Genomic DNA, 20,865 nt, shown 5'->3' with positions numbered 1-20,865 from the left:
ATTCCGGCACGGCAATCGCGCATTCCGGCAAATCCACGGCCGGAATCGGCAGCCGGTTATGCAGAAGCGGCAACCATATCGGCAAGCGGATGTGCAATTCCGGCAGAAACCACGAAAAAACCCTTGTGCCGCTTGATTCAGGCCGGCTGGCCAATCTGCGCCGGGGCGCGCATCAGGGTATCGCGCGGCAGTTCACCGAATACCTTGCGGTAGTTGTCGGCGAATCGGGAGAGGTCCCAGAGCCCGCAACTGAGTGCGATAGCCTTCACCGAGCGCCGGCTGGAATCAGCCATCGACAGGCTGCGGCAGGCCGCGCACAGGCGCAGCATCGACAGATAGCGGTTGGGCGATGTGCCGAACAGGTCTTCGAAGGCGTAGCGCAGGCCGCGCTCGCTGACCCCGGCCGCATCGCATATCTCGTTCATGTAGATGTTGCGACGCAGGTTGAGGCGCATGAAGTTTTCCGCGCGCTGCGCGATCAGATAATGCGTTCGCCGCGCGCGGCTGCAGCCGGGCCGATCGGAAGCACCGGCCCCGAGCAGCGACTGTACATGCTCGTGCAGCAAGCGCTCTGCTTCTTCTGGCTCCAGGTTGCCGCCCTGCCCCAGCTGGACATGCAACTGCTGATAATGACGCGCAAGCGGCGCCGATTCGCTGGACAGGTTGAACAACGAAAGTGCTTGTCCAGCCGGTGGCGTGCTGCGCAGGCTCAGCTCGGTCAGCTTGCGCTGCACGCGGGCAACCGGCACCAGCATCAGGGTCAGATGCGTACCAGGGCTCAGCGTGAACTCACTGATGCCCTCCGGCATTACCGTCAACGCCATTCCCGGCGTCAGTGGAACGCCGTGGCACCAGCTCAGCGTCTCGTCGGTCGCGTGCAGGTATCCCAGCATCGCCCAGTCCGGTGGCAGCATGAAACGGCCGCGGCAATGGAATCCGCAGCTGATGCTGCAGAACAGGGCTTCCTCATGCACACGCGAAGCGAATGCCGCCCGCGGCCCATTGCCATCGAGCAGCAACAGTTCGACATCGCACACACGAAGTACGCCGCTCAGCGTCGCCAGATCGATTGATCGCAGGCCGCTGTCGTCGCTGTCTCCTACCCCACCATCGACCATGACAGTGTCATCCCCCATTGATCCGTCACACGCTGCGGCCCCCACTGCCTGACAGGGCCACACCTTTCCACGAACATCCGTCGTTGCCGGGACGGACGCAGCCATTGCCATGCAAACTGCCCGGGAATTGCCACAACCTGAAGTTGAGTATGCCCGATAATCCACTTGGGTAAACCCGCAGCCTGCATTGAAGAAAATAGATACACAGGTGAAGAAAATGTGGCTGCGACTGGCACGATTTTCGCATGTGATCGAAAGAGCATCACATTATCTGCACGTCAGTGAATCGTTTTGCCGGCGAACGGATTTGCGTCACAGAAACAGCCTGAAAGTTTAAGCATTGACGGGTTTCTGCCGAATTTGCATATAGGTTCCAGTTGCAGCCAACCGCCATTCAGGCAAAGTCGATAACACGGTGATCCGGCCACTACAACGCGGCCGCACCCTGGGGGAGCACATGACCATGGCCGTATTGCACGACATTCCGACCAGCGGCGCAGCGTCGCGCGGTGGACGGCGCGCGGCCGGCATTTTCCCCTGGGCCGATCACCCTGCTTGAGCACGGCGGGCACACCCCGTCGTGCCTCCCCCGCCAGGACGCGCGGGGGTCCACGGACGATCCCGGCGGAGCCGGGCCACCGCCCAACAGGTGTCCTGCAGCAGACAGGTAGAGGGAGAAAATCACCATGAACGCTTCGATCCGCACGTTCCTGAAGGAAGAAGACGGCGTTACCGCGCTTGAATATGGATTGCTGGCAGCGGTCATTGCCGGTGTCCTGATCGCGGTCGGCCGCACCCAGATCACCTCGTTTTTCACAACGCTTTTCACGCACCTGACGGACATCGCCAAGGACGCCACCACGGCGGCGAAGTAAACGCGGCGGATATGGACCGATCCAAACACCGGTAATAGTGAAACTACCGGAAGCAAGGTCGGGGAGTTTCCAGGGACAGCCCGGTATCGGGCGACGGAGTGTGCGATGACACTGCTGGGATTGTTGGCCATCGGCGTGTGCCTGCGGATCGCGATCAGCGATCTGTATGCCCGCCGGGTGCCCAACGCCTGGCTGCTTGCCGCGTGCGCGCTGGCTGTACCGCTGTTGATCGCTGGCCAGTTCAGTACGCCGCGCCTGCCGTGGGGATCCCACGTTGCCGGCGCGGCACTGGGCCTGGTCGCGTTGCTGCCGTTCTACGCCGTACGTTGGATGGGCGCGGGCGACGTGAAATTCTTTGCGGTGCTGGGCCTGTTGCTGGGATTGGAAGCGCTGCTGCCGATCTGGGTGACCGCCAGCCTCGGCGCCGGGCTTCATGCGCTGGTGGTGCTGGCCTCGCGCCGCCTCGGCCCCATGCTGCCGACCGGCCTGCAGCTGCAGATGACCCGGGCCAGCTCGCAGTGGCAGTCCCATCCTGCCCTGCGCGAACTGCAGAGCGCACGGCAGGGACGCTACGGCATTCCCTACGCTGCCTATCTGGCGCTGTCGGCCATCGGCTGGATCATCATCCAGGTCTACGGAGGTGTTTCATGAACACTCGCAGCCGTCGCCGGCAACGCGGCGTGGCCAGCATCGAATTCGCACTGATGCTGATGCTCGGCTTGCTGCCGCTGCTGCTGTTCACCTTCACCGGGGTGATGATCATGGCCGCGCAGCAGACGCTGGCGACCGCATCCGCAGAGGGAGCACGCGCCTCCCTGCGCTACGGCACCAACGCCCAGCGCCGCACTGCGGCCTGCGTCGCAGCACGCACCTCAATGCAGTGGCTGCTGCAGTTTTCCAAGCAGGACGTGGACTGCAGCGCGGGAGGCAGCAATGCCATCGTGGTCGCCGCGCCCGCGCCGTGTGCAGGGCTGCCCGCCGCGCAGTGCATCACCGTCACGGTCAGCTACGACTATGCGGGCCACCCCTTCCTGCCCGGCACCGCCACCCTCTACGGGTGGGTGATGCAGGCTCCCATCCGCAGCGTCGCGGTCGCCCAGCTCGACCTCGGCAGCGGCACCTGACGATTGGTACAGGAGACGGTTCCATGCTCAAGTTGACCCGCATCGCCGCCGTCGCCCTGATCGGTCTGGCCGTGCTGCTGGCCGTGATTGCACTGATGATCGGCCGCAAGCCTGACGCGCCGGTACATGTGGCGCCGGTTGCCAGCGCGGACCCGCAGGCCATCACGGTGGTCGAAGCCGTCGCCCGGCTGCCGGCCGGCGAGCCGATCACCGCCAATGGGCTGCGACTGGCCCAGCGCACCACGCCGGTCGCCGGCGCCGCGACCAGCATGTCCACCGTGGTCGGCAAGGTTCCGGTCCAGGACATTGCTGAAGGCAGCGCAATCAGCACCTCGGCCCTCGCGCAGGGCTTCTCGCTGCAGCTGCGGCCCGGTGAGCGCGCACTGGCGGTACCGGTCGACGAACTGGTCGGCGCGGGCAATCGCATCCTCCCCGGCGATTTCGTCGATGTGTTCCTCAACCTGCGTACCGCCCAGCCCAGCGCAGGGGGTCCGGGCGAGGCCGCACAGGCGCGCCTGCTGCTGTCGCGCCTGCGCGTGCTGAGCTATGGCCAGCAGGATATCGCGCCGAACCCAGGCGACACCGCCGCCAGCACCGATGGCAGCGAACGAAACGACGCACGCGCGGCGGACATCACCGGCAACAGTCATGGCGCCAGCGACGAGACCCGCCAGCCGGCACGCAGCGCGGTACTGGCGGTACCAGTGGCGGACGCCAACCGGCTGCTGCTTGGCGCCCAGCAGGGCAAGCTGTTCCTGGCGCTGCGCAATCCGGCCGATACCGGGCTGCCCGACCTTGCCCTGTTCCCGCAGGCGCCGGGCGTGATCGACCCGCTGCGCGGACTGGATGCAGAGCAGCAGGTGGCCCTGCAGCGACCCGAAAACCACGCCTTCGCAGGCATCGATGGCGATGCGCTGGCCGGGCGTGGCGCCGCCCCGACGCGTGTCAACCCGCAGGCGCCGCCGCGCGCACCGGCCGGCCGCCATGGTGCGCCACGCGCCTCCGGCATTGAAATCATCCGGGGTGACAGTTCCGCTCCCCGTGGTTCCCTCTGACCTGCCCCGAGTGCATCCATGACCCAACGCCGACTGTCTCCACGCCCCTCCCCTCGCCAGCGCTGGCTGGCCCTGATGCTGGTGCTGCTGGCACCGGCAACAAGCGTGGCCGCCGACGATCTGGTGCTGCAGGCCCGTGAGCAGCGTCCATGGAGCCTGCCCGCCGACCTCGAGCGCGTGGCCATCGCCGACCCCGGTGTCGCCGACATCGTGATGCTGCGCGGCCAGCGCCAGGCGCTGCTGGTGGGCAAAGCGCCCGGCACCACCACACTGCTGCTGTGGCACCGCAAGCAGGCCGAGCCACAGCGCGTGCAGGTGCGCGTGCAGAGCGCTGTGCAGGGCGCGGCGAACACCGGCACGAGCGGCCTGCTGTTCACCCAGCAGGACCAGCAGGGACTGCTGCAGGGAAGCACCGACAGCGTGCTTGCGCACATGCAGGAACAGCAGACGGCGGCGATGGCACTGGGCAAGGAGGGCCAGCTCGCCGACGCATCGACGGTCAGCAGCGGTGGCGTGGTCCAGGTCGAGGTCAAGGTGGTGGAGTTCAACAAGACCGCCCTGAAGCAGATCGGCATCAGCTTCCAGAACCGCAACGGCAGCTTCGCCTACGGCATCGCCCGTCCCGGTGGCCAGCTGCCCGGCAACACCGGCATCCTGCCCGGCATGAAGGAAGGCGAATCGGGCAACGAGTCGACATCACCGATTTCCTCGGCGTTCCGTCTGGTGTTCGGCTCCACCAAGGGCCTGTGGAATGCCGATGTCGACCTGCTGCAGAGCAACGGCATGGCCCGCGTGCTGGCCGAGCCCACCCTGGTCGCCTTGTCCGGACAGAGCGCCAGTTTCCTGGCCGGTGGCGAACTGCCGATCCTGGAGCCGCAGGGCCTGGGCACCACCACCATCACCTACAAGCCGTTCGGCATCGGGCTGACCGTGACCCCGACCGTGCTGGCACCCAACCGCATCGCACTGAAGGTCGCGCCGGAAGCCAGCGATCTGGACTACAGCAATTCCATTGCCCTCAATGGTGTGCAGATCCCTTCGATCACCACCCGCCGGGCCGATACCACGGTTGAACTGGGTGACGGCGAGAGCTTCGTCATCGGCGGCCTGGTCAGCTCCAACGTCGTCTCCAGCGTCAACAAGATTCCGCTGCTCGGTGACCTGCCGATCATCGGCTCGTTCTTCCGCAATTTCGACTACAAGCGACAGGACAAGGAACTGGTGATCATCGTCACGCCGCGGCTGGTGCAGCCGCTGGCACGCAACACCGAGCTGCCGCTGCCCGGCGCACGCGAAGCCAAGCCGAACCTGCCCGAATGGGGCTCGTGGCTGCTCGGCCCGATCAGCCAGGATCCGGTGCCCGGCTTCTCACGCTGATTCCATGATGCCTGCGATACCACGACCATGCCCTACGCCACCGCCCAGCCCCTGCATCCACAAGGACCACCGATGAACCTGGTCCTGTACGGAATGGATCGCGATCTGCTGCCCCGGCTGGCCGCCAAGCTGCCGCCGACCACGACCCTGCACTGGCAGGACAGCAACGCGCCGACCTCCGCACAGGACCTTCAACGCGGGGGCCAGAGCCTGGTGCTGCTCGATTTCCGCCCCGAACACGCGGCCGCCTCCAGTGCACTGGCCCAGCAGCTGCAGCAGACACAGCCGGACCTGGTGCTGGTCGCGGTCGGCGCTACCAGTGCCGGCCAGGTCGAAGGTGTGGTGATCGCGCTGCGCGCCGGCCTGCGCGACGTGCTGGACCTGGACAGCGACAACGCCGGCATCGAAGCCGCGTTGCGCCGCGCGCTGTCGCCGCGACCGGCGGCCTCGCCACAGCTGGCGCACAAGGCCCGCCTGATCGTGCTGCTGGGCGTGCGTGCCGGGGTGGGCACCAGTACCCTGGCCGCGCATCTGGCGGTGCTCGCGCAGCAGACCCGCGCCCTGGCCCAGGGCGAATCGCTGCAGCAGGATGGCCTGCTGATGGAACTGGCACAGCCGTCCGGCGATCTCGCGCTGTACCTCAATCTGGACAGCCGCTTCCACTACGAAGACGCGCTGCGCAACGCCAGCCGCATCGACGCCACCCTCGCCCGCACCGCCATGGCCCGCCATGACTCCGGACTGGTGCTGCTTGATCGGGCCGGTGGTAGTGACGCGGTGCCGCCCTCCGATCCGGGTGCACTGCTGCAGCGCCTGCGCGGCGTCTTCGCCAGTGTGCTGTGCGATGCCGGCGGCTGCCCCCTGCGGCAATTGCCGCCGCTGCTGCTGGACCAGGCCGACGAAATCTGGCTGGTCACCGACGCCTCGATCGCCACCCTGGTGTCGCTCGACCAGGCGCTGAAGCATCTGGCGGGTCAGCGCGAACGCGAGAAGCGGCTGCAGCTGGTGATCAATCGCCACGATGACAGCAGCGGCATGAGCCCGGAGCAGATCGCACGCCGCTTCGAGGTGCCGCTGCTGGCCACCTTGCCCGAACGTCCACGCGTCCGCCTTGCTGCCAGCCAGGGCCACCTGTTGCTGCAGGACGCTCCGCGCGACCCCTACCTGCGTGCCCTCGCCCCGCTCGTTTCGCGCCTGGACCCGGCTGCATGCCCGGTGCAGGCACAGGGACTGCGGGAAAGACTCTCCCTTGCCCTGGGTGGATCGCAATGGAAGACAAGGTAACCCCGTTCCCGCATGCCGCCACCCGCCCGGTGCTGCCCGACAACCCGCCGGGCCACCTGCCGTTCGCGCAGACCGAGCAGTACCAGAAGGTGCTGTCGGCCGCGCACGAGCACCTGCTCAACAGCATCGAGGACGAGCGCATCGACATCGATTCCTGGGCGCCGGACACCATTGCACGCTGGGTGCAGGTGCAGACGGTGGGCTTCATCCAGGAATGGCGCATCCCGATCAACGAAGAAGAAATGCAGGTGGTCGCTGAAGGGCTGGTCAAGGAGCTGACCGGCTTCGGCCCGCTCGACGACCTGCTGCATGACCCGACGATCGAAGACATCCTGATCAACGGCTTCAAGGACGTGCACGTCTCGCAGAGCGGCCAGCTCAAGCGCGCCACGCAGCGCTTCACCGACGATACCCACCTGCTGCGGATCCTGCGCCGCATCCTTGCGCCACTGGGGCGCCGCCTGGATGACTCCAACCCGATGGTCGATGCGCGCCTGCCCAATGGCGGCCGCCTGAACGCGATCATCTCGCCGCTGGCGGTGGATGGCCCCATGGTCTCCATCCGCAAGTTCCGCAAGGACCCGTTCACGCCTGACGAACTGCTGGCCAAAGGCACCTTCGACGCGCCGATGCAGGCACTGCTGAAAGCCATGGTGCTGGGGCGCTGCAACATCCTGGTATCGGGCGGAACCAGCTCCGGCAAGACCTCGCTGCTGAATGCACTGGCCAGCTACGTGCCGCCCAACGAGCGCGTGATCACCGTCGAGGACACTGCCGAACTGTCGCTCAACCACCCGCACGTGGTGCGCCTGGAAAGCCGTATCGGCGGCGCCGAAGGCCACGGTGCGGTGAGCATCCGCGACCTGGTGCGCAACAGCCTGCGCATGCGCCCGGACCGCATCGTGGTCGGCGAAGTCCGTGGCGCCGAGGTGCTGGAAATGCTGCAGGCGATGAACACCGGCCACGACGGCTCGATGGCGACCATCCATGCCAATTCACCGCGTGATTGCCTGTACCGCATCGAGATGCTGGCAGGTTTCGCCGGCTTCCAGGGCAGCGAGGACAGCCTTCGCCGGCAGATTGCCAGTGCGATCGACTTCATCGTGCAGATCTCGCGACTGGGCAGCGGCCGCCGCGTGCTGGTCTCGATCACGGAAATCACCGGCGTCAGCGACAACCTGATCACCACCCAGGAGATGTTCCGGCACGAACTGCAGATCGACGCGAACGGCCGGGAGATCGACCGCTGGATCGGCCTGGGCTTCCAGCCCCACTCACACAAGCTGGAACCGTTCCGCCAGCTGCTGCGCGAATCGCTGTACGGAGACTATTGAGCATGGGCACCGGTCTGCTGCTGGGCGTGCTGAGCATCATCTCCGTGCTGCTGGCGCTGGCGGCATGGCTGTGGGGCACGGCCAGCACCCGCGAGCAACGCCAGGCTTCGCTGCAGCATGCCGAGCAGCAGCTGGCCCGTGGCAATACAGCCAGTTCGCCATCGGCCAGCATCGCCAGTGCCGCCGCCAACGAGCCCGCGCGGCCTGCCAGCAGCGGGCGCAGGCCGCTGCCCTGGAATGGACTGATGCAACGTGCGGGCCTGCAACCGGGCTGGAAACTTCCGGTGATGCTGCTGGTGCCGGGGGTGGTGCTGTCACTGACGGCCATGCTGCGGCTGGGCACTGCGTGGATGTTCCCGCTGACCCTGCTGCTGTACGCGCTCGGTTGCTGGCTGTGGATCATGCGCCGGACCACCCGGCTGCGCGCGCAGCTGCTGCACCAGCTGCCCGATTTCCTCGACAACCTGGTGCGCCTGACCGCGCTGGGCAACAGCCTGCAGGCGGCATTCCAGGTTGCGTCGATGCAGACCAGCGCGCCGCTGCGCGGCCTGCTGGACACCACGGTACGCTATGCCCGCAGCGGCATGGATCTGGATCGCGCGTTGTCACTCGCCGCGCAGCCCTATCGCATGGATGTACTGAAGGTGCTGTCGGTGGTGATCGGCGTCAGCGTGCGCATCGGCGGTCGCTCCGACCAGATCCTGCAACGCATGGGCGACTTCATGCGCGACCTGGAACAGGCACAGCAGGAGTTGGCGGCGACCACCTCGGAAACACGGATGTCGGCCTGGGTGCTGGGCCTGCTGCCACCGGCCAGCGCCGTGCTGATGGCCATCGCCAGCCCCGACTTCTTCCAGCCCGTGCTGCACGAGCCGCTCGGCCACAAGGTCCTGCTGATCGCGTTGGGCCTGGAGCTGGTGGGGGCTTTCCTGCTGTATCGACTGGCCAAATCGCTATGAGCCATCGCAGTCCCCCTGGAGAAGCCCGATGAGTGCGAGCACCTGGTTTGCGCTTTCATTGCTGGTGCTGGCCGCGGGCGTGGCCCTGCTCGGATTTGCCGGCTGGGTCCGCAGCCATCGCGAACAGCGCACGTCGGCCACGCTCAAGACCGCCCTGCAGCCGCGTGACGAGGCGCGCGAAGTGGAAGCCACGGGCCGCGACTCGCTGGGCTGGCTGGAGCGCTTCGGCCGCTCGCTCAGTGGTGGCCGCCTGGAAGCCGCACTGCTGGCCAACGAGGATCGCCTGCTGCTGGATCTGGCCGGCTGGAACACGCGCCGCGGCACCGCCATCTATCTCGGCGTCCGCCTGCTGCTGGCGCTGCTGGTACTGGCCCTTGCGCTGGCCTTCAGCGAGGCGACCGGGCTGGCGAAGATCATGGTGGTGATCGGTGCGCTGGCCGCAGGCCTGCTGCTGCCCAAGTTCGCCCTGTCTGCCTGGGTCAAGCGTCGCCGCCGTGCAGTCGAGAACGAGCTGCCGTTGCTGATCGACCTGCTGCGCCTGCTGCAGGGGGTGGGATTCAGCATGGACCAGAGCCTGCAGACGCTGGGCGACAAGCTGCGTGATGCGCTGCCGATCCTCGGCGGCGAACTGCAGGAAGCCAACGTGGCCTACACCCACGGGCGCACCCGCGCGCAATCACTGCGCCGCCTGAGTGACGTCTACGGTGACGACGACCTGAGCAGCCTGGTGCAACTGATCCTGCAGGTGCATGCACACGGTGGCGCGGTGCAGGAGCCACTGCGCCAGTTCAGCATCCGCCTGCGCGAGCAGCGCCGCAACTCGCTGAAGGAAAAGGTCGGCAAGCTCTCGGTGAAGATGACGGTTGTGATGATGCTGACCCTGCTGCCAGCGCTGATGCTGGTTCTTGCCGGCCCGGCGCTGGTTGCGCTGGCCGCCACCATGTCCTCGATGGGAACGACCTGATGCCCGCCCTTCGCACCGCCTGCCTGCTGTTCGCCCTTGCCGCCGTCGCCGGTGGCTGCGCGTCGACCACGCCGAAGTACCTGCGCGCGCCCAGCCTGGCCGCGCCCGAACCGGCACCACAGGACAGCCGCAACGCTTACCTGGAACTGATTGCGCGCATGCAGCAGCAGGGCGCCTGGTATGCCTCGCTGGCCCACGTCGATGCATTCCGCCAGCGCTACGGTGATCGCCCGGCGCTGCGGCTGCTGCAGGCCGATGCCCTGCGCGAGACCGGGCAGGCCGACGCGGCCATCGCGCTCTACCGTGAACTGTCCACGGGGCCGCAGGCGGCCGCCGCCGCACATGGCCTGGGCCTGATCGCCGCGCATCGCGATGACGACGCCGGCAGCGAGCAGTCTCTGGCCCGGGCCACCCAGCTGGAACCGCTGAACACCGACTACCTCGGCGATCTGGGCTACGCGCGGCTGCGTGCCGGACAGTTCGACCAGGCCCGTGAGCCGCTGGCAAAGGCACTCGAGCTGTCACCCGGCAATGCCAAGGCGACGGCCAACCTTGCGCTGTGGGCGGTGCTGCGTGGCGACACCGCCACGGCCGAGCGCCTGGCCCAGCAGGCCAACCTCAACGAAGACAGCCGCCGCGGCATCCAGCAGCAGGCCGAGCAGATCCGCGCACGCCTGCAGCAGCGCCAGGCTGCAGCAGCGGCACGCGAGGTGGCAGCCCCCCGCGCGGTTGCCAGCACGCCCGCCCGCCCGCAGGCCGCAGCCCGGCTGGCCGCCGAAGCGCGCCGCGACATCCGCGATGCGCGGGATCCGCAGCGCCTGCCACCTTCGATGCTTGAACGCTTCAGCACCCCAGACCAGCCCACCGGGAACACGCCATGATCAAGCCGCTCCTGACCCGTCGCCTGTTGCCCGCGCTGAGCGGCCTGTTGCTGGCGACAGCTGCCCAGGCACAGCAACAGCCGCTGACCGGGCAGATGCTCGGCGGTGCCCGTCCCGCTGCAACCGCAGCGCAACCGCTGCAATCCGAAACGCTGGCAACGATCGACGTGTCCGCGCCCGAGGCTCGTGTGCCGGTACCGGCACCCGCATCACCCGCTGCCTACGACCTCGCCAGCACAGCGGCCGCACCTGCGCCCGCGGTACGCCGCAGCGAGATCGGCGACGCCACGCGCAGCCTGTTCCAGCTGCAGGCCTCGGGACAGCAGGCCGGCCCGCGCCTGCCGATCCTCGGCGACCAGGCCACCCTGAGTTACGCGCGCTACCTGAAGAGCTTCCAGCACGAGATTCCCGATTTCTTTGAAACCGATGTCGGCAAGTCCAAGGGAACATCCTCATCCGGACGTTGAGGTAGACCATGAAACGCCCACGCCAGTTCAGCTTCAACCGCCCCCGCGGCGGCATGTCGGTCACCATGATGCTGGTCATGCTGGCGCTGCTGGCCATGCTCGGGCTGGTCGAGATCGGCTACCTGTTCTGGGCCAAGCGCGATGCGCAGAAAGTCGCAGACCTGGCGGCACTGGCCGGCGCCCAACGCCTGGAACTGTGCACGTCGGACAACAGCGATAACAGTGCGGCGCGGCAGAGTGCGCTGACCCAGAACCGGTTTGCCGGCAGCCTGCAGATCAGGTGCGGGAACTGGAGCGCGACACGCGACACGACCAACCGCTTCCAGGCCACCGTGGATGCGGCCAACCCCCGCAACGCCGTGCAGGTCATCGCGCAGCGCAGTGTGTTGCCTTTCTTCGGGCAGAACACTAGCTTGCCGACGGTCAGCGTGCAGGCGGTGGCGCGCCGTTCCGAGCCCACTGCGGTGTTCGCCGTCGGCTCGCAGCTGCTGCGGACCCGCGGCGATTCGCTGCTGATGTCGACCCTGCGCCTGATCGGCCTGGATGTCACCAACGCCACCGTGCTTTCCTATGACGGCCTGGCGCAGGCCAACGTCACACCCTCCGGCCTGCTGAAGGCGCTCAACATTCCAGTCAGCGCCAACCTCAGTGTGGCCGACTTCAACCGCCTGCTGGCGGTCAACAAGATTTCGCTGGCGCAGCTGGTCGACGCCACCGCCACGGTGGTCGGCCGCGATACCACCGTCGGCGTGCAGCTGCGTGCCCTGTCGGACCTGGTCGCCACCCGGCTGGACATCACCAAGCTCAACATCGCACTGGGCAGTGAATCCGGCGGCGGTGGCCTGTTCGCCGAGGTCATCTCTCCAGACGGTACCGCCGGCAGCGCGCTGGAATCGAAGATCAGCGTCCTCAACCTGATCAGCACTGCCATTTCCATCGCCAATGAAGGCAACGGCATCGCGATCGGCGGCCTGAACCTGCTGGGCATCAACGTGCAGGCCGGTGTGGTCGAACCGCCGTCGATCGCCATCGGTGGCGTAGGGTCGCGCGCCTACAACGCGCAGGTCCGCCTGATGGCCGATGTCGACAGCAACAACCTGTTTGCGCTTGGCCCACTGCTGCAGCTGCTGGGTACGCGCCTGCATCTGCCCGTACACGTCGATGTCGCCAACGCAATGGGAACGCTGACCGGCATCCAATGCGGCGGCACCTCGCCCCAGGCCACCATCCAGGTCGATTCCTCGGTGCTGCGCGCCTGCGTCGGCAACGTCGATCCCGCACAGCGGTTCTCCAAGAACAATGTCTGTGACAACACCCTGCAGAAGGAACAGCTGCTGACACTGCTGGGCCAGCCCTTGATCAACGACAAGATCACCCTGCCCGCGTTGACCAGTTCGCAGAACCTGACCCTGGCTGCCGGCGAAAGCGGCTCCACCCAGATCAATCCGCTGGCACTGGGCAATGCCGTTTCCGATCTGGTCAACGAGTTGCTGCGGGTCCTGTCTGGCATGCTCAGCTCACCCAAGCAGGGCATGAGCGCGAACGACACCGCCAAGGCGCTGGCCGACCGCTACCTGCAGGCCACGTTCCCGCCCAACACGCGCTATGACGTCAACAAGCTGATTCCGCTGCTGCGCGATGGCGACCCCAGCCGGCAGCTGGCGCCGCTGAACAGCTGGAATGTGCCCGGCGGCCTGCCCTACGCCTGCGGCCTGCTGAACCTGGTCACCTGCCACAAGGACGGGCCGGTCTGGGATGCGTTCAAGGTCACCGTCACCGGCCAGGGCCTGGGCGTGCTCGACGGGCTGCTCGGCTCACTGGTCGGCGGCCTGCTGATCAACCGCTGCGACAGCCTGCTCGGCAATCTGATCGACTACAACGGCTGCGTGCGCAACAACCTGGCGTCGTACATCCAGACCGCGCCGGCCGGCTTCCTCGATGGTGCCGGTGGAACCGGCGTCACCAACCCCGATGGCAGCGTCAGCTGCAGCGGCCTGCTGTGCACGCTGCTGAAGCCTATCCTGGCCGCGCTGCGCCCGGTCCTCAACAGCGTCGGCACCCTGCTGACCAACCTGCTGGCCAGCGTGCTGGGTCTGGAACTGGGCCGGACCGATGTCAACGTGCAATCGATCCAGTGCAGCGCCGCGCAGCTGGTCTATTGACCCGTGACGGGCGCCCTTGGCGGCGCCCGCGCCCATGCTAGACTCCCGGCGGGGAACCACCTTCATCTCAACCCACACTCATCCGTGGATGGTCTAGACATGCGAGAAACTTCAGGGGGCGCGGTCTTCGCCCGTCAGGCGCGCGGCGCGGCAATGCTGGCCGTGGCCATGATGCTGGTGGCACCGGCGGCGATGGCCGCCCGTGGCGACCGCGAAGCCGCCGCAGAGCCGGCCGCGCGCACCGCACCGGTGGTGCGCAACACCGTGGACGAACTCAAGCAGCTGATGGATTCGCGCCAGCTGACCGAGCTGCGTACCACCTACAACGGCAACTACGGTGCCAGCCTGCTGTTCAACGCCAACACCCTGACGTATTACGTCGCCCTGTTCCAGGAAAAGAACTTCTGGCGGGTGATCAAGACCGATGCCGTGGACAACGCCGAGCGCGTCTACCGCACGTTTGCCCAGCAGTCCGAACAGCTGGCGCAGGTCTATATCGACACCACCCGGCTGGAAGCCGGCAAGCGCTACACCGAGCGCCTGGTGGCCTACAACGAGGAGCGCCTGCGCACCCTGCAGCAGGAAATGGAACAGCAGCAGGCGCAGTCGGCCCAGGTCAGCGCGGCCCTGCAGCAGGCCCAGCAGCAGGCGGTCAGCCTGAGCACCGACGTGCAGAGCACCAACAGCCAGCTGGACGCACTGCAGCGCCGCATCCAGATCCTGCAGGCCGAACAGGGCAACCCGGAGCTGAGCCTGCCCAAGCCGGACAGCGTGCCCTCGCCGGCACCGGCGGCGGCCAGCGACGGTCGCTGAGCCCGCGCGTCCAGCGTCTCCGCACAACGGCGCCCTTGGGCGCCGTTGTCGTTTCCAGCACTGAGATCAGCGACACGCGTCGTGCACCGCGTCATCCAGCTGTCGGCGCTGTACGAAGTCCAGTCGCCTGGCCCTGGCCAGCGCCTTCCCGCGTTGCTGCCGTGCACGCTCACAGGCGGCGGGATCGGCGCTGATCGGGATCAGCGCAGCCCGCGCGCGCCCGGAGCGTGACGCCCGCCGCCGGGCCGGCGCTGCAGTGGACGTGGCAGGCGCCGGGCCACGTGGCAAGGACTGTTCCGCCGGAATCTCCCAGCGCCATTCCGCACGCCCCTGGCACGGCGTCTGCTGATAGACCGGATGGGATCCCTCCACGCACTTGTAGACCTGGGTCTGCGCGTGAACGGCGCCCGCCAGCAGCAGACACAACAACGGGCAGCATTGCACTTTCGGCATCGCAGGTTCCTCGGCGGGACTGCCGCCATCGTCAGCGGGCCATCCGCTCGCTGCCAGAGCGATACACGTCACAGCCCCGGCAATCCAGCACAGGCGTGCAAGGCATTCGACACCTGTTGCGCTGTACTGCGGGAGGCACCGGCACGCCTGCAGGTGCCTTCCCTCCCTTCCGCCAAGGAACCTGCAATGAGCAATCACGTCACCGTCGCCGATGGCGCCCGCATTTTCTACAAGGACTGGGGCAGTGGCCAGCCGATCGTGTTCGCCCATGGCTGGCCGCTGTCCTCCGATGCCTGGGACCCGCAGATGCTGTTCATGGGGCAGAACGGCTATCGCGTGATTGCCCATGACCGTCGCAGCCACGGCCGCTCCAGCCAGACCTGGGACGGCAACAACATGGATACCTACGCCGACGATCTGGCCGCGGTGATCGACACGCTGGACCTGAAGGACGCAATTCTGGTCGGCCATTCCACCGGCGGCGGCGAAGTGGCCCATTACATCGGCCGCCACGGCAGCAAGCGCGTCGCCAAGGTGGTACTGGTCGGCGCCGTGCCGCCGTTGATGCTGAAGACCGCCGGCAACCCGGCCGGCACTCCGCTGGAGGTGTTCGACGGCATCCGCAAGGGCACCGGCGACGACCGCTCGCAGTTCTTCAAGGACCTGGCCACGCCGTTCTTCGGCGCCAACCGCGATGGCAACAGCGTCACCCAGGGCATGCGTGATTCGTTCTGGCTGCAGGGCATGCTCGGTGGCGTCAAGGGCCAGTACGACTGCATCCACGAATTCTCGGAAGTGGACTACACCGGTGACCTGAAGAAGATCGACGTGCCTGCGCTGGTCGTGCATGGCGATGATGACCAGATCGTACCGTTCGATGCTTCGGCCAAGCTGTCCTCACAGATCATCAGCGACGCCGAACTGAAGGTGTATGCCGGTGCACCGCACGGCCTGACGGTCACCCACGCCGACGCGTTCAACGCCGACCTGCTGGCGTTCGCACGCAAGTGATGTGTGGCGGCGGCGCCTGAAGCGCCGCCGCTTCTGCGGCAGTGCCGGCCGCTGGCCGGCAACTTTTCCATCCTGATCCAAAGCACATGCAGCCGGCCAGCGGCCGGCTCTACCAGAGCAGGTCAGATGTCACTGTGGTGGTGCGGAACGCCGGCCTTGGGCAGCGGGTCATGGCCGCCCACGAAGTGACGTACCACCGGTGCCCGTTCGCCGCGATGCAGTCCGCGCAGCACTTCCTGGATCGCCTTGTCATCAGCGGTGATGCGTTCGTGCTGGCGCAGATGCTCCAGCCACGACGGGGTCACGAAATACTCCAGGTGGATGCCCGGCGTCGCCACATCCTCAACCACGCCCCAGACCACGGCGCCATCACGGCGACGGATCGTTCCCAGCGCGCGCATCTGCGCCTGGAATGCACTGCGATCGGCATCGTCGATCCGGTATTCGATGGTCACCAGCACCGGGCCGCGATCATTGGATACCGGTACTGAGAGTTCCGGCGCCGGCCAGTGCCCGGCCGGACGCAGGTTCAGGTCTTCGGTACCGGCGATGCGCACGCGCCAGACCAGCAGTCCGCCGATCACCGCACCGGCGGCAGCCACCAGCAGGGCCAGCTCCGGCGAGGTGCGCTGCGCCAGCGCGCCCCAGCTCAGGCCGCCAGCGGCCATGCCGGCAGAGAACACCATGATGTACAGCGCCAGCGCGCGCGCACGTACCCACGCCGGTACCGCCGTCTGCGCGGCGATCTGCAGCGAAGAGAGCACGGTGATCCAGGCAAAGCCATTGACCAGCATCACCACGGGAAGCACGTACCAGCTGCGGGTCAGCGCCAGCCCGACCAGGCTCAACGCCAGCGACAGCGTGGCCAGCAGCACCAGCAGGTCGCGGTCCATCTGTGCGCGCAGCTTCGGCAGCAGCAGCGCGCCGCCGACCGCACCGATACCAATGCAGCCCAGCAGCATGCCGTACTGCCCCGCCCCACCCTGCATCTGCCCGCGCACCACCACGGGCAGCAACGCGTTCATCGCCGCAGCGAAGAAGAAGAAGCCGACCGACTTGATCAGGACCGCCTGCAGCCGCCCGGCGCGGCTGGCGTAGCGCAGGCCTGCCTTCAGGCCGGCACCGAAGCCTTCCGGCGGCAGGCTGGACTGCTTCGGGTCGCGCTTCCAGCCCCACACCACGAACAGCATCGCGGCGAAGGTGATGGCGTTGAAGCCAAAGGCCCAGACCGCACCAAGCTGCGCCACGATCACGCCGCCGATGGCCGGGCCGATCGAGCGCGCGATGTTGATGCCGATCGAGTTCAGCGCCACCGCCGAGGCCAGCATCGGCTGCGGCACCAGCTCGGACACGATCGCCGCCTGCGCCGGCATCGCCATCGCCGCGCCACACCCCATGCAGAAGGTCAGCAGCACCAGCAGCTGCGGGGTCAGCATGTCCATGGCGGTCAGCGCCGCCATCACCGCGGCCACCAGCAGCATCCAGCCCTGGGTGGCCAGCAGGTACCTGCGCCGGTCGACGATGTCGGCCAGCGTGCCGGCGGCCAGTGCCAGCAGCACGATCGGCACTGTGGTTGCCGACTGCACCAGTGCCACCATCAACGGTGAACCGGTGCGCTCGGCCATCACCCAGGCGGCGGCCACGTCGTTGACCCAGGTGCCGATGTTGCTGGCCAGGATCGCCAGCCAGATCGAACGGAACATCCGGATCTTCAACGGCGACCAGGCACCTGTGGCCTGTGCGGAAGGTTGTGACGCGGTTGCGTTCACCATTGCCATGCTCCAACGATCGAGGCGAAGAGCGTGTCCCGGCCCCCGGCCTGCTTCAGTGCAGGACCGGCATCGACCCAGGCCAGCTGCAGCTGCCATTGCCAGTGTTCGCTGGCCTGCCAGCGGGTTTCGGATTTGTACTGGTTGCCGATGCGGCGTGCGCCACCGGCAGTGCCTGGCAGCGCCAGCAGCGGTGCCGGCGTGGTGTAGACCGCATCGGCGCGCCGATGCTTCCAGGCCATCTGTACGCCCAGCTCCGTCGTCACCGCGTCGTGCAGGCGCAGGCTCAGCGTAGGCTGGATATCCATCAGGTTGGCCGGCGCCAGCAGGCTGGCCTCGCTGAAGTAGGCCGACTTCGGGAACAAGGCATTGAACGTTCCCAGTCGGCCATCGCGCAGATTGCCGTCGCCGCTGGCGATGTCGGCCTTCAGGCCCAGCCGTGGCTGCAGCGGCAGGTCCGGCCAGCGCCAACCCGTATCGGTGGCCAGCGTCCAGGCGCGGATGTCGAGGTCACCCGTGGCGGTACGCAGTTCACCGCCCTGCACCACCAACTCGTTGTTCCAGTCCAGTGCACCGGCCTGGCCGAACCAGCGCGCGCCCAGGCTCTGCCGCCGCTCGATACCGCTACCTGCGGCGAAGCGCGCGCCTTCGCGGCGGTAGTCCAGCAGGTACAGGTCCCACTGGCCCGTCGCCTGACCGCGTGCCGTCGTGGCGTACGCAGCCCACAGGTGGGCACCGTGTTCGCCGCGATCATCGAGCGCGCCCGGTCGGTTCTCCACCGGCCGCAGCACCATCAGGTCCAGCGTGCCGCGGCGGCCCTTCCAGCCCGCACGTGCTCCGTCGAAGGCGAGGCGGATGTTTGGCCCATCGCGTACCGACAGCAGCCGCGAGCTGCCGTAGCCGGCCTCCTGCCGCCCCAGTTGAAGATGAAGGCCACCGCGCTGCCAGCGCCAGTACGCCTGCTGCACGTCCAGCGCGCTGCGGTCGGTACGGCCGGGGCCGCCGGCCTTGCCACTTTCGGCATGCACACCCAGCTGCAGCTTCGCCTGCCAGGTGTCTTCCACATAGGTGGCCGAGGCCAGCGCACGCAGCAGGCCGTAGCCATCTTCTGCGCCGCCGATGCCGAAGCGGGTCGGATCGTAGTACAGGCCACGCACGCGCAGCGACGCATCCCATTGCAGTTGGCCGTCGCCCGCATCGCTGCAGAGACCGCCGTCGCAGGCCTGCGCCAGCGCCGGCATGGCCAGCAGCGCCAGGCTCAGAACGCGAAGCACGAGCATCCCATCGCGCCCCAGAACGCGGTCAGGTCGTCGGTCGGTGCCGCGTGCTGCGCGGCATGACCATGGGCGCCATGCGTGGTGCAGGCCGCACCATGGTGATGGCGGTGGGCAGCGGCCAGGCCGGTCGCGGCGCCACCCACGTGGTAGCCACCGAACCGGTTGACCGGCGACCAGTTGGGCATCGCCGGCGGCAGCTGCGGGGCCAGGCCGGCGTAGTCACCGTCGGCGTGCACGATGCGGCCACCGACCACGGTCAGCACGCTGGTGATGTCGGCGATCCGCGCGTCATCGACGCGGAAGAAATCAGCCGACAGCAGGATGAAGTCGGCCAGCTGGCCAGCCTTAAGCGTGCCCTTCACCGCTTCGTCGCCGGAGAACCAGGCGCTGCCCTGGGTCCACAGGCGCAGCGCCTGTTCGCGCTCCAGCAGGTTTTCATCGCCGTACAGAGCCAGGCCGCCCACGGTGCGCCCGGTCACCAGCCAGGACAGCGCCACCCATGGGTTGTAGCTGGCCACACGGGTGGCATCGGTACCGGCACCCACCGGCACGCCTTCGGCCAGCATCCGCTTCACCGGCGGCGTGTGCCGCGCCGCCTGCACGCCATAGCGCTCGACGAAGGCTTCGCCCTGATAGGCCATGCGGTGCTGCACGGCAATGCCGCCTCCCAGCGCGCGGATGCGCTCGATGTTGCGCGGAGTGATGGTCTCGGCATGGTCGATGAACCAGTGCAGGCCATCGAACGGCACCTCACGGTTGACCTGCTCGTACACGTCCAGGATGCGGGTGATGCTTTCGTCGTAGGTGGCGTGGATGCGGAACGGCCAGCGCTTCTCCACCAGCAGCTTCACCACATCGTGCAATTCCGGTTCCAGCTCCGGCGGCAGCTCCGGGCGTGGCTCGTTGAACAGCTCGAAGTCGGCAGCGGAGAACACCAGCATCTCGCCGGCCCCGTTGTGGCGCAGCAGGTCGTCGCCCTGGCGAGGCTGCAGCATCTCGCTCCAGCCGCGGAAGTCATCCACTTCCTTGCCCTTGTTCTGGGTGAACAGGTTGTAGGCGATGCGCACTGTCAGCTGGTCATCGCGGTGCAGCTGTTCGATGACCTGGTAGTCCTCGGGGTAATTCTGGAAGCCGCCGCCGGCGTCGATCACCGAGGTGATGCCCAGCCGGTTCAACTCGCGCATGAAGTGGCGGGTGGAATTGGCCTGGTACTCGATCGGCAGCCGGGGCCCCTTGGCCAGCGTTGCATACAGGATCAGCGCGTTGGGCTTGGCCAGCAGCAGTCCGGTCGGGTTGCCGAGCGCGTCACGCACGATCTGCCCACCCGGCGGGTCCGGCGTGTCTTTCGTGTAGCCACAGGCCCGCAGCGCAGCGCGGTTGAGCAGCGCGCGGTCGTACAGGTGCAGCAGGAACACCGGCGTATCCGGCGCGATGTCGTTGAGCTCCTGCAGCGTCGGCAGGCGCTTCTCGTTGAACTGCGCGGCGGTGAAGCCACCGACCACGCGTACCCATTGCGGCGCCGGAGTGCGATCAACCTGTACCTTCAGCATCGCCATCGCGTCGGCCAGCGAACGCAGGCCATCCCAGCGCAGTTCCAGGTTGTAGTTCAGGCCGCCGCGGATCAGGTGCGTGTGGCTGTCGTTGAGGCCGGGCAACAGGCGCCGGCCCTGCGCATCGATCAGGGTCGCTTCGTTGCCCCAGTCGCGCATGATCTGCTCGTCACTGCCGACGGCAACGATGCGCCCCTCCTGCACGGCGAGCGCCTGTGCATGCGGCTGCTGTGGGTCGAGGGTGGTGATGCGGGCATTGCGGATGACCAGCGTGCTCATGCGACGCTCCTTGGAAGTGGAATCGAATGCGGCACCGGCACGGCCGGCCAGACCCAGCGCAACAGCGGCGCCGCTGGCCAGCACCACGTTGCGGCGGCCGTGATCGAGTGGTT

The 20,865-nt window shown here is 67.3% G+C and carries 19 protein-coding genes; 14 read left to right on the top strand and 5 right to left on the bottom strand.

Going from position 1 to position 20,865, the window contains the following annotated elements; all coding sequences use genetic code 11:
* Positions 1–137: 137 nt before the first annotated feature.
* Positions 138–1,118, bottom strand: coding sequence for a helix-turn-helix domain-containing protein (locus SSKA14_RS11645; RefSeq protein WP_008267818.1), 981 nt, complete (start codon positions 1,116–1,118; stop codon positions 138–140).
* A gap of 686 nt (positions 1,119–1,804) precedes the next feature.
* Here SSKA14_RS11645 and SSKA14_RS11640 point away from each other — a divergent pair.
* The 13 genes from SSKA14_RS11640 to SSKA14_RS11580 all read left to right on the top strand — a co-directional run bounded on the left by SSKA14_RS11640 (position 1,805) and on the right by SSKA14_RS11580 (position 14,413).
* Positions 1,805–1,993, top strand: coding sequence for a Flp family type IVb pilin (locus SSKA14_RS11640; protein ID WP_008265706.1), 189 nt, complete (start codon positions 1,805–1,807; stop codon positions 1,991–1,993).
* 105 nt (positions 1,994–2,098) lie between these two features.
* A complete protein-coding gene (locus tag SSKA14_RS11635; RefSeq protein WP_040007543.1) occupies positions 2,099–2,644 on the top strand; it encodes a prepilin peptidase in 546 nt (181 codons plus the stop codon).
* The gene (locus tag SSKA14_RS11630) at positions 2,641–3,117 is read left to right on the top strand and encodes a TadE/TadG family type IV pilus assembly protein (RefSeq protein ID WP_008264826.1); all 477 of its coding nucleotides are present in this window, start codon (positions 2,641–2,643) and stop codon (positions 3,115–3,117) included. The genes SSKA14_RS11635 and SSKA14_RS11630 overlap by 4 nt, the downstream gene beginning before the upstream one ends.
* A 23-nt stretch (positions 3,118–3,140) precedes the next feature.
* Positions 3,141–4,172 carry a Flp pilus assembly protein CpaB gene (gene cpaB / locus SSKA14_RS11625; protein WP_008265746.1) on the top strand — a complete coding sequence of 344 codons (1,032 nt, stop codon included), beginning with the start codon at positions 3,141–3,143 and terminating at the stop codon, positions 4,170–4,172.
* A gap of 18 nt (positions 4,173–4,190) precedes the next feature.
* A complete protein-coding gene (locus SSKA14_RS11620; RefSeq protein WP_040007541.1) occupies positions 4,191–5,549 on the top strand; it encodes a type II and III secretion system protein family protein in 1,359 nt (452 codons plus the stop codon).
* A gap of 27 nt (positions 5,550–5,576) precedes the next feature.
* Positions 5,577–6,833, top strand: a complete 1,257-nt coding sequence (locus SSKA14_RS11615) for a fimbrial protein (protein ID WP_008268187.1) — start codon at positions 5,577–5,579, stop codon at positions 6,831–6,833.
* On the top strand, positions 6,818–8,167 hold the full coding sequence (locus SSKA14_RS11610) for a CpaF family protein (protein ID WP_008265078.1): 1,350 nt from the start codon (positions 6,818–6,820) through the stop codon (positions 8,165–8,167). The genes SSKA14_RS11615 and SSKA14_RS11610 overlap by 16 nt, the downstream gene beginning before the upstream one ends.
* A 2-nt stretch (positions 8,168–8,169) precedes the next feature.
* The gene (locus tag SSKA14_RS11605) at positions 8,170–9,126 is read left to right on the top strand and encodes a type II secretion system F family protein (RefSeq protein WP_008268454.1); all 957 of its coding nucleotides are present in this window, start codon (positions 8,170–8,172) and stop codon (positions 9,124–9,126) included.
* A gap of 28 nt (positions 9,127–9,154) precedes the next feature.
* Positions 9,155–10,090, top strand: a complete 936-nt coding sequence (locus SSKA14_RS11600) for a type II secretion system F family protein (protein WP_008265073.1) — start codon at positions 9,155–9,157, stop codon at positions 10,088–10,090.
* Entirely contained in the window at positions 10,090–10,971 is an 882-nt protein-coding gene (locus SSKA14_RS11595) for a hypothetical protein (RefSeq protein ID WP_008266491.1), read from the top strand. The genes SSKA14_RS11600 and SSKA14_RS11595 overlap by 1 nt, the downstream gene beginning before the upstream one ends.
* Complete coding sequence (locus tag SSKA14_RS11590; RefSeq protein ID WP_008267662.1) at positions 10,968–11,438, top strand: DUF3613 domain-containing protein; 471 nt, start codon at positions 10,968–10,970, stop codon at positions 11,436–11,438. Before SSKA14_RS11595 ends, SSKA14_RS11590 begins: the two co-directional genes overlap by 4 nt.
* Before the next feature lie 8 nt (positions 11,439–11,446).
* Positions 11,447–13,600 carry a TadG family pilus assembly protein gene (locus SSKA14_RS11585; protein WP_008264740.1) on the top strand — a complete coding sequence of 718 codons (2,154 nt, stop codon included), beginning with the start codon at positions 11,447–11,449 and terminating at the stop codon, positions 13,598–13,600.
* Positions 13,601–13,699: 99 nt separating this feature from the next.
* A complete protein-coding gene (locus tag SSKA14_RS11580; RefSeq protein WP_040007538.1) occupies positions 13,700–14,413 on the top strand; it encodes a DUF2968 domain-containing protein in 714 nt (237 codons plus the stop codon).
* Between the two features lie 66 nt (positions 14,414–14,479).
* On the opposite strand, the gene SSKA14_RS11575 is transcribed toward SSKA14_RS11580, so the two are convergent.
* Positions 14,480–14,866, bottom strand: coding sequence for a hypothetical protein (locus SSKA14_RS11575; RefSeq protein ID WP_008266136.1), 387 nt, complete (start codon positions 14,864–14,866; stop codon positions 14,480–14,482).
* Between the two features lie 186 nt (positions 14,867–15,052).
* Here SSKA14_RS11575 and SSKA14_RS11570 point away from each other — a divergent pair, with 186 nt between their 5' ends.
* Positions 15,053–15,877, top strand: coding sequence for an alpha/beta hydrolase (locus tag SSKA14_RS11570; protein ID WP_008265236.1), 825 nt, complete (start codon positions 15,053–15,055; stop codon positions 15,875–15,877).
* 122 nt (positions 15,878–15,999) lie between these two features.
* Here the strand turns inward: SSKA14_RS11570 and SSKA14_RS11565 are convergent, their stop codons facing one another.
* Genes SSKA14_RS11565 through SSKA14_RS11555 form a run of 3 tightly spaced genes read right to left on the bottom strand, consistent with a single transcriptional unit; the run spans position 16,000 to position 20,752 of the window.
* Positions 16,000–17,649: an MFS transporter gene (locus SSKA14_RS11565; protein WP_008268486.1), complete on the bottom strand. Its 1,650-nt coding sequence runs from the start codon at positions 17,647–17,649 to the stop codon at positions 16,000–16,002.
* On the bottom strand, positions 17,643–18,926 hold the full coding sequence (locus SSKA14_RS11560) for an alginate export family protein (protein ID WP_040007536.1): 1,284 nt from the start codon (positions 18,924–18,926) through the stop codon (positions 17,643–17,645). The genes SSKA14_RS11565 and SSKA14_RS11560 overlap by 7 nt, the downstream gene beginning before the upstream one ends.
* Positions 18,905–20,752, bottom strand: a complete 1,848-nt coding sequence (locus SSKA14_RS11555) for an amidohydrolase (protein ID WP_198283629.1) — start codon at positions 20,750–20,752, stop codon at positions 18,905–18,907. The genes SSKA14_RS11560 and SSKA14_RS11555 overlap by 22 nt, the downstream gene beginning before the upstream one ends.
* Between the last annotated feature and the right edge of the window lie 113 nt (positions 20,753–20,865).

Source organism: Stenotrophomonas sp. SKA14, from assembly GCF_000158575.1.
GTDB classification, from domain to species: Bacteria; Pseudomonadota; Gammaproteobacteria; order Xanthomonadales; family Xanthomonadaceae; genus Stenotrophomonas; species Stenotrophomonas forensis.
Note: the sequence above shows the minus strand (reverse complement) of the source record. Positions and strands in the feature narration are given on the sequence as shown.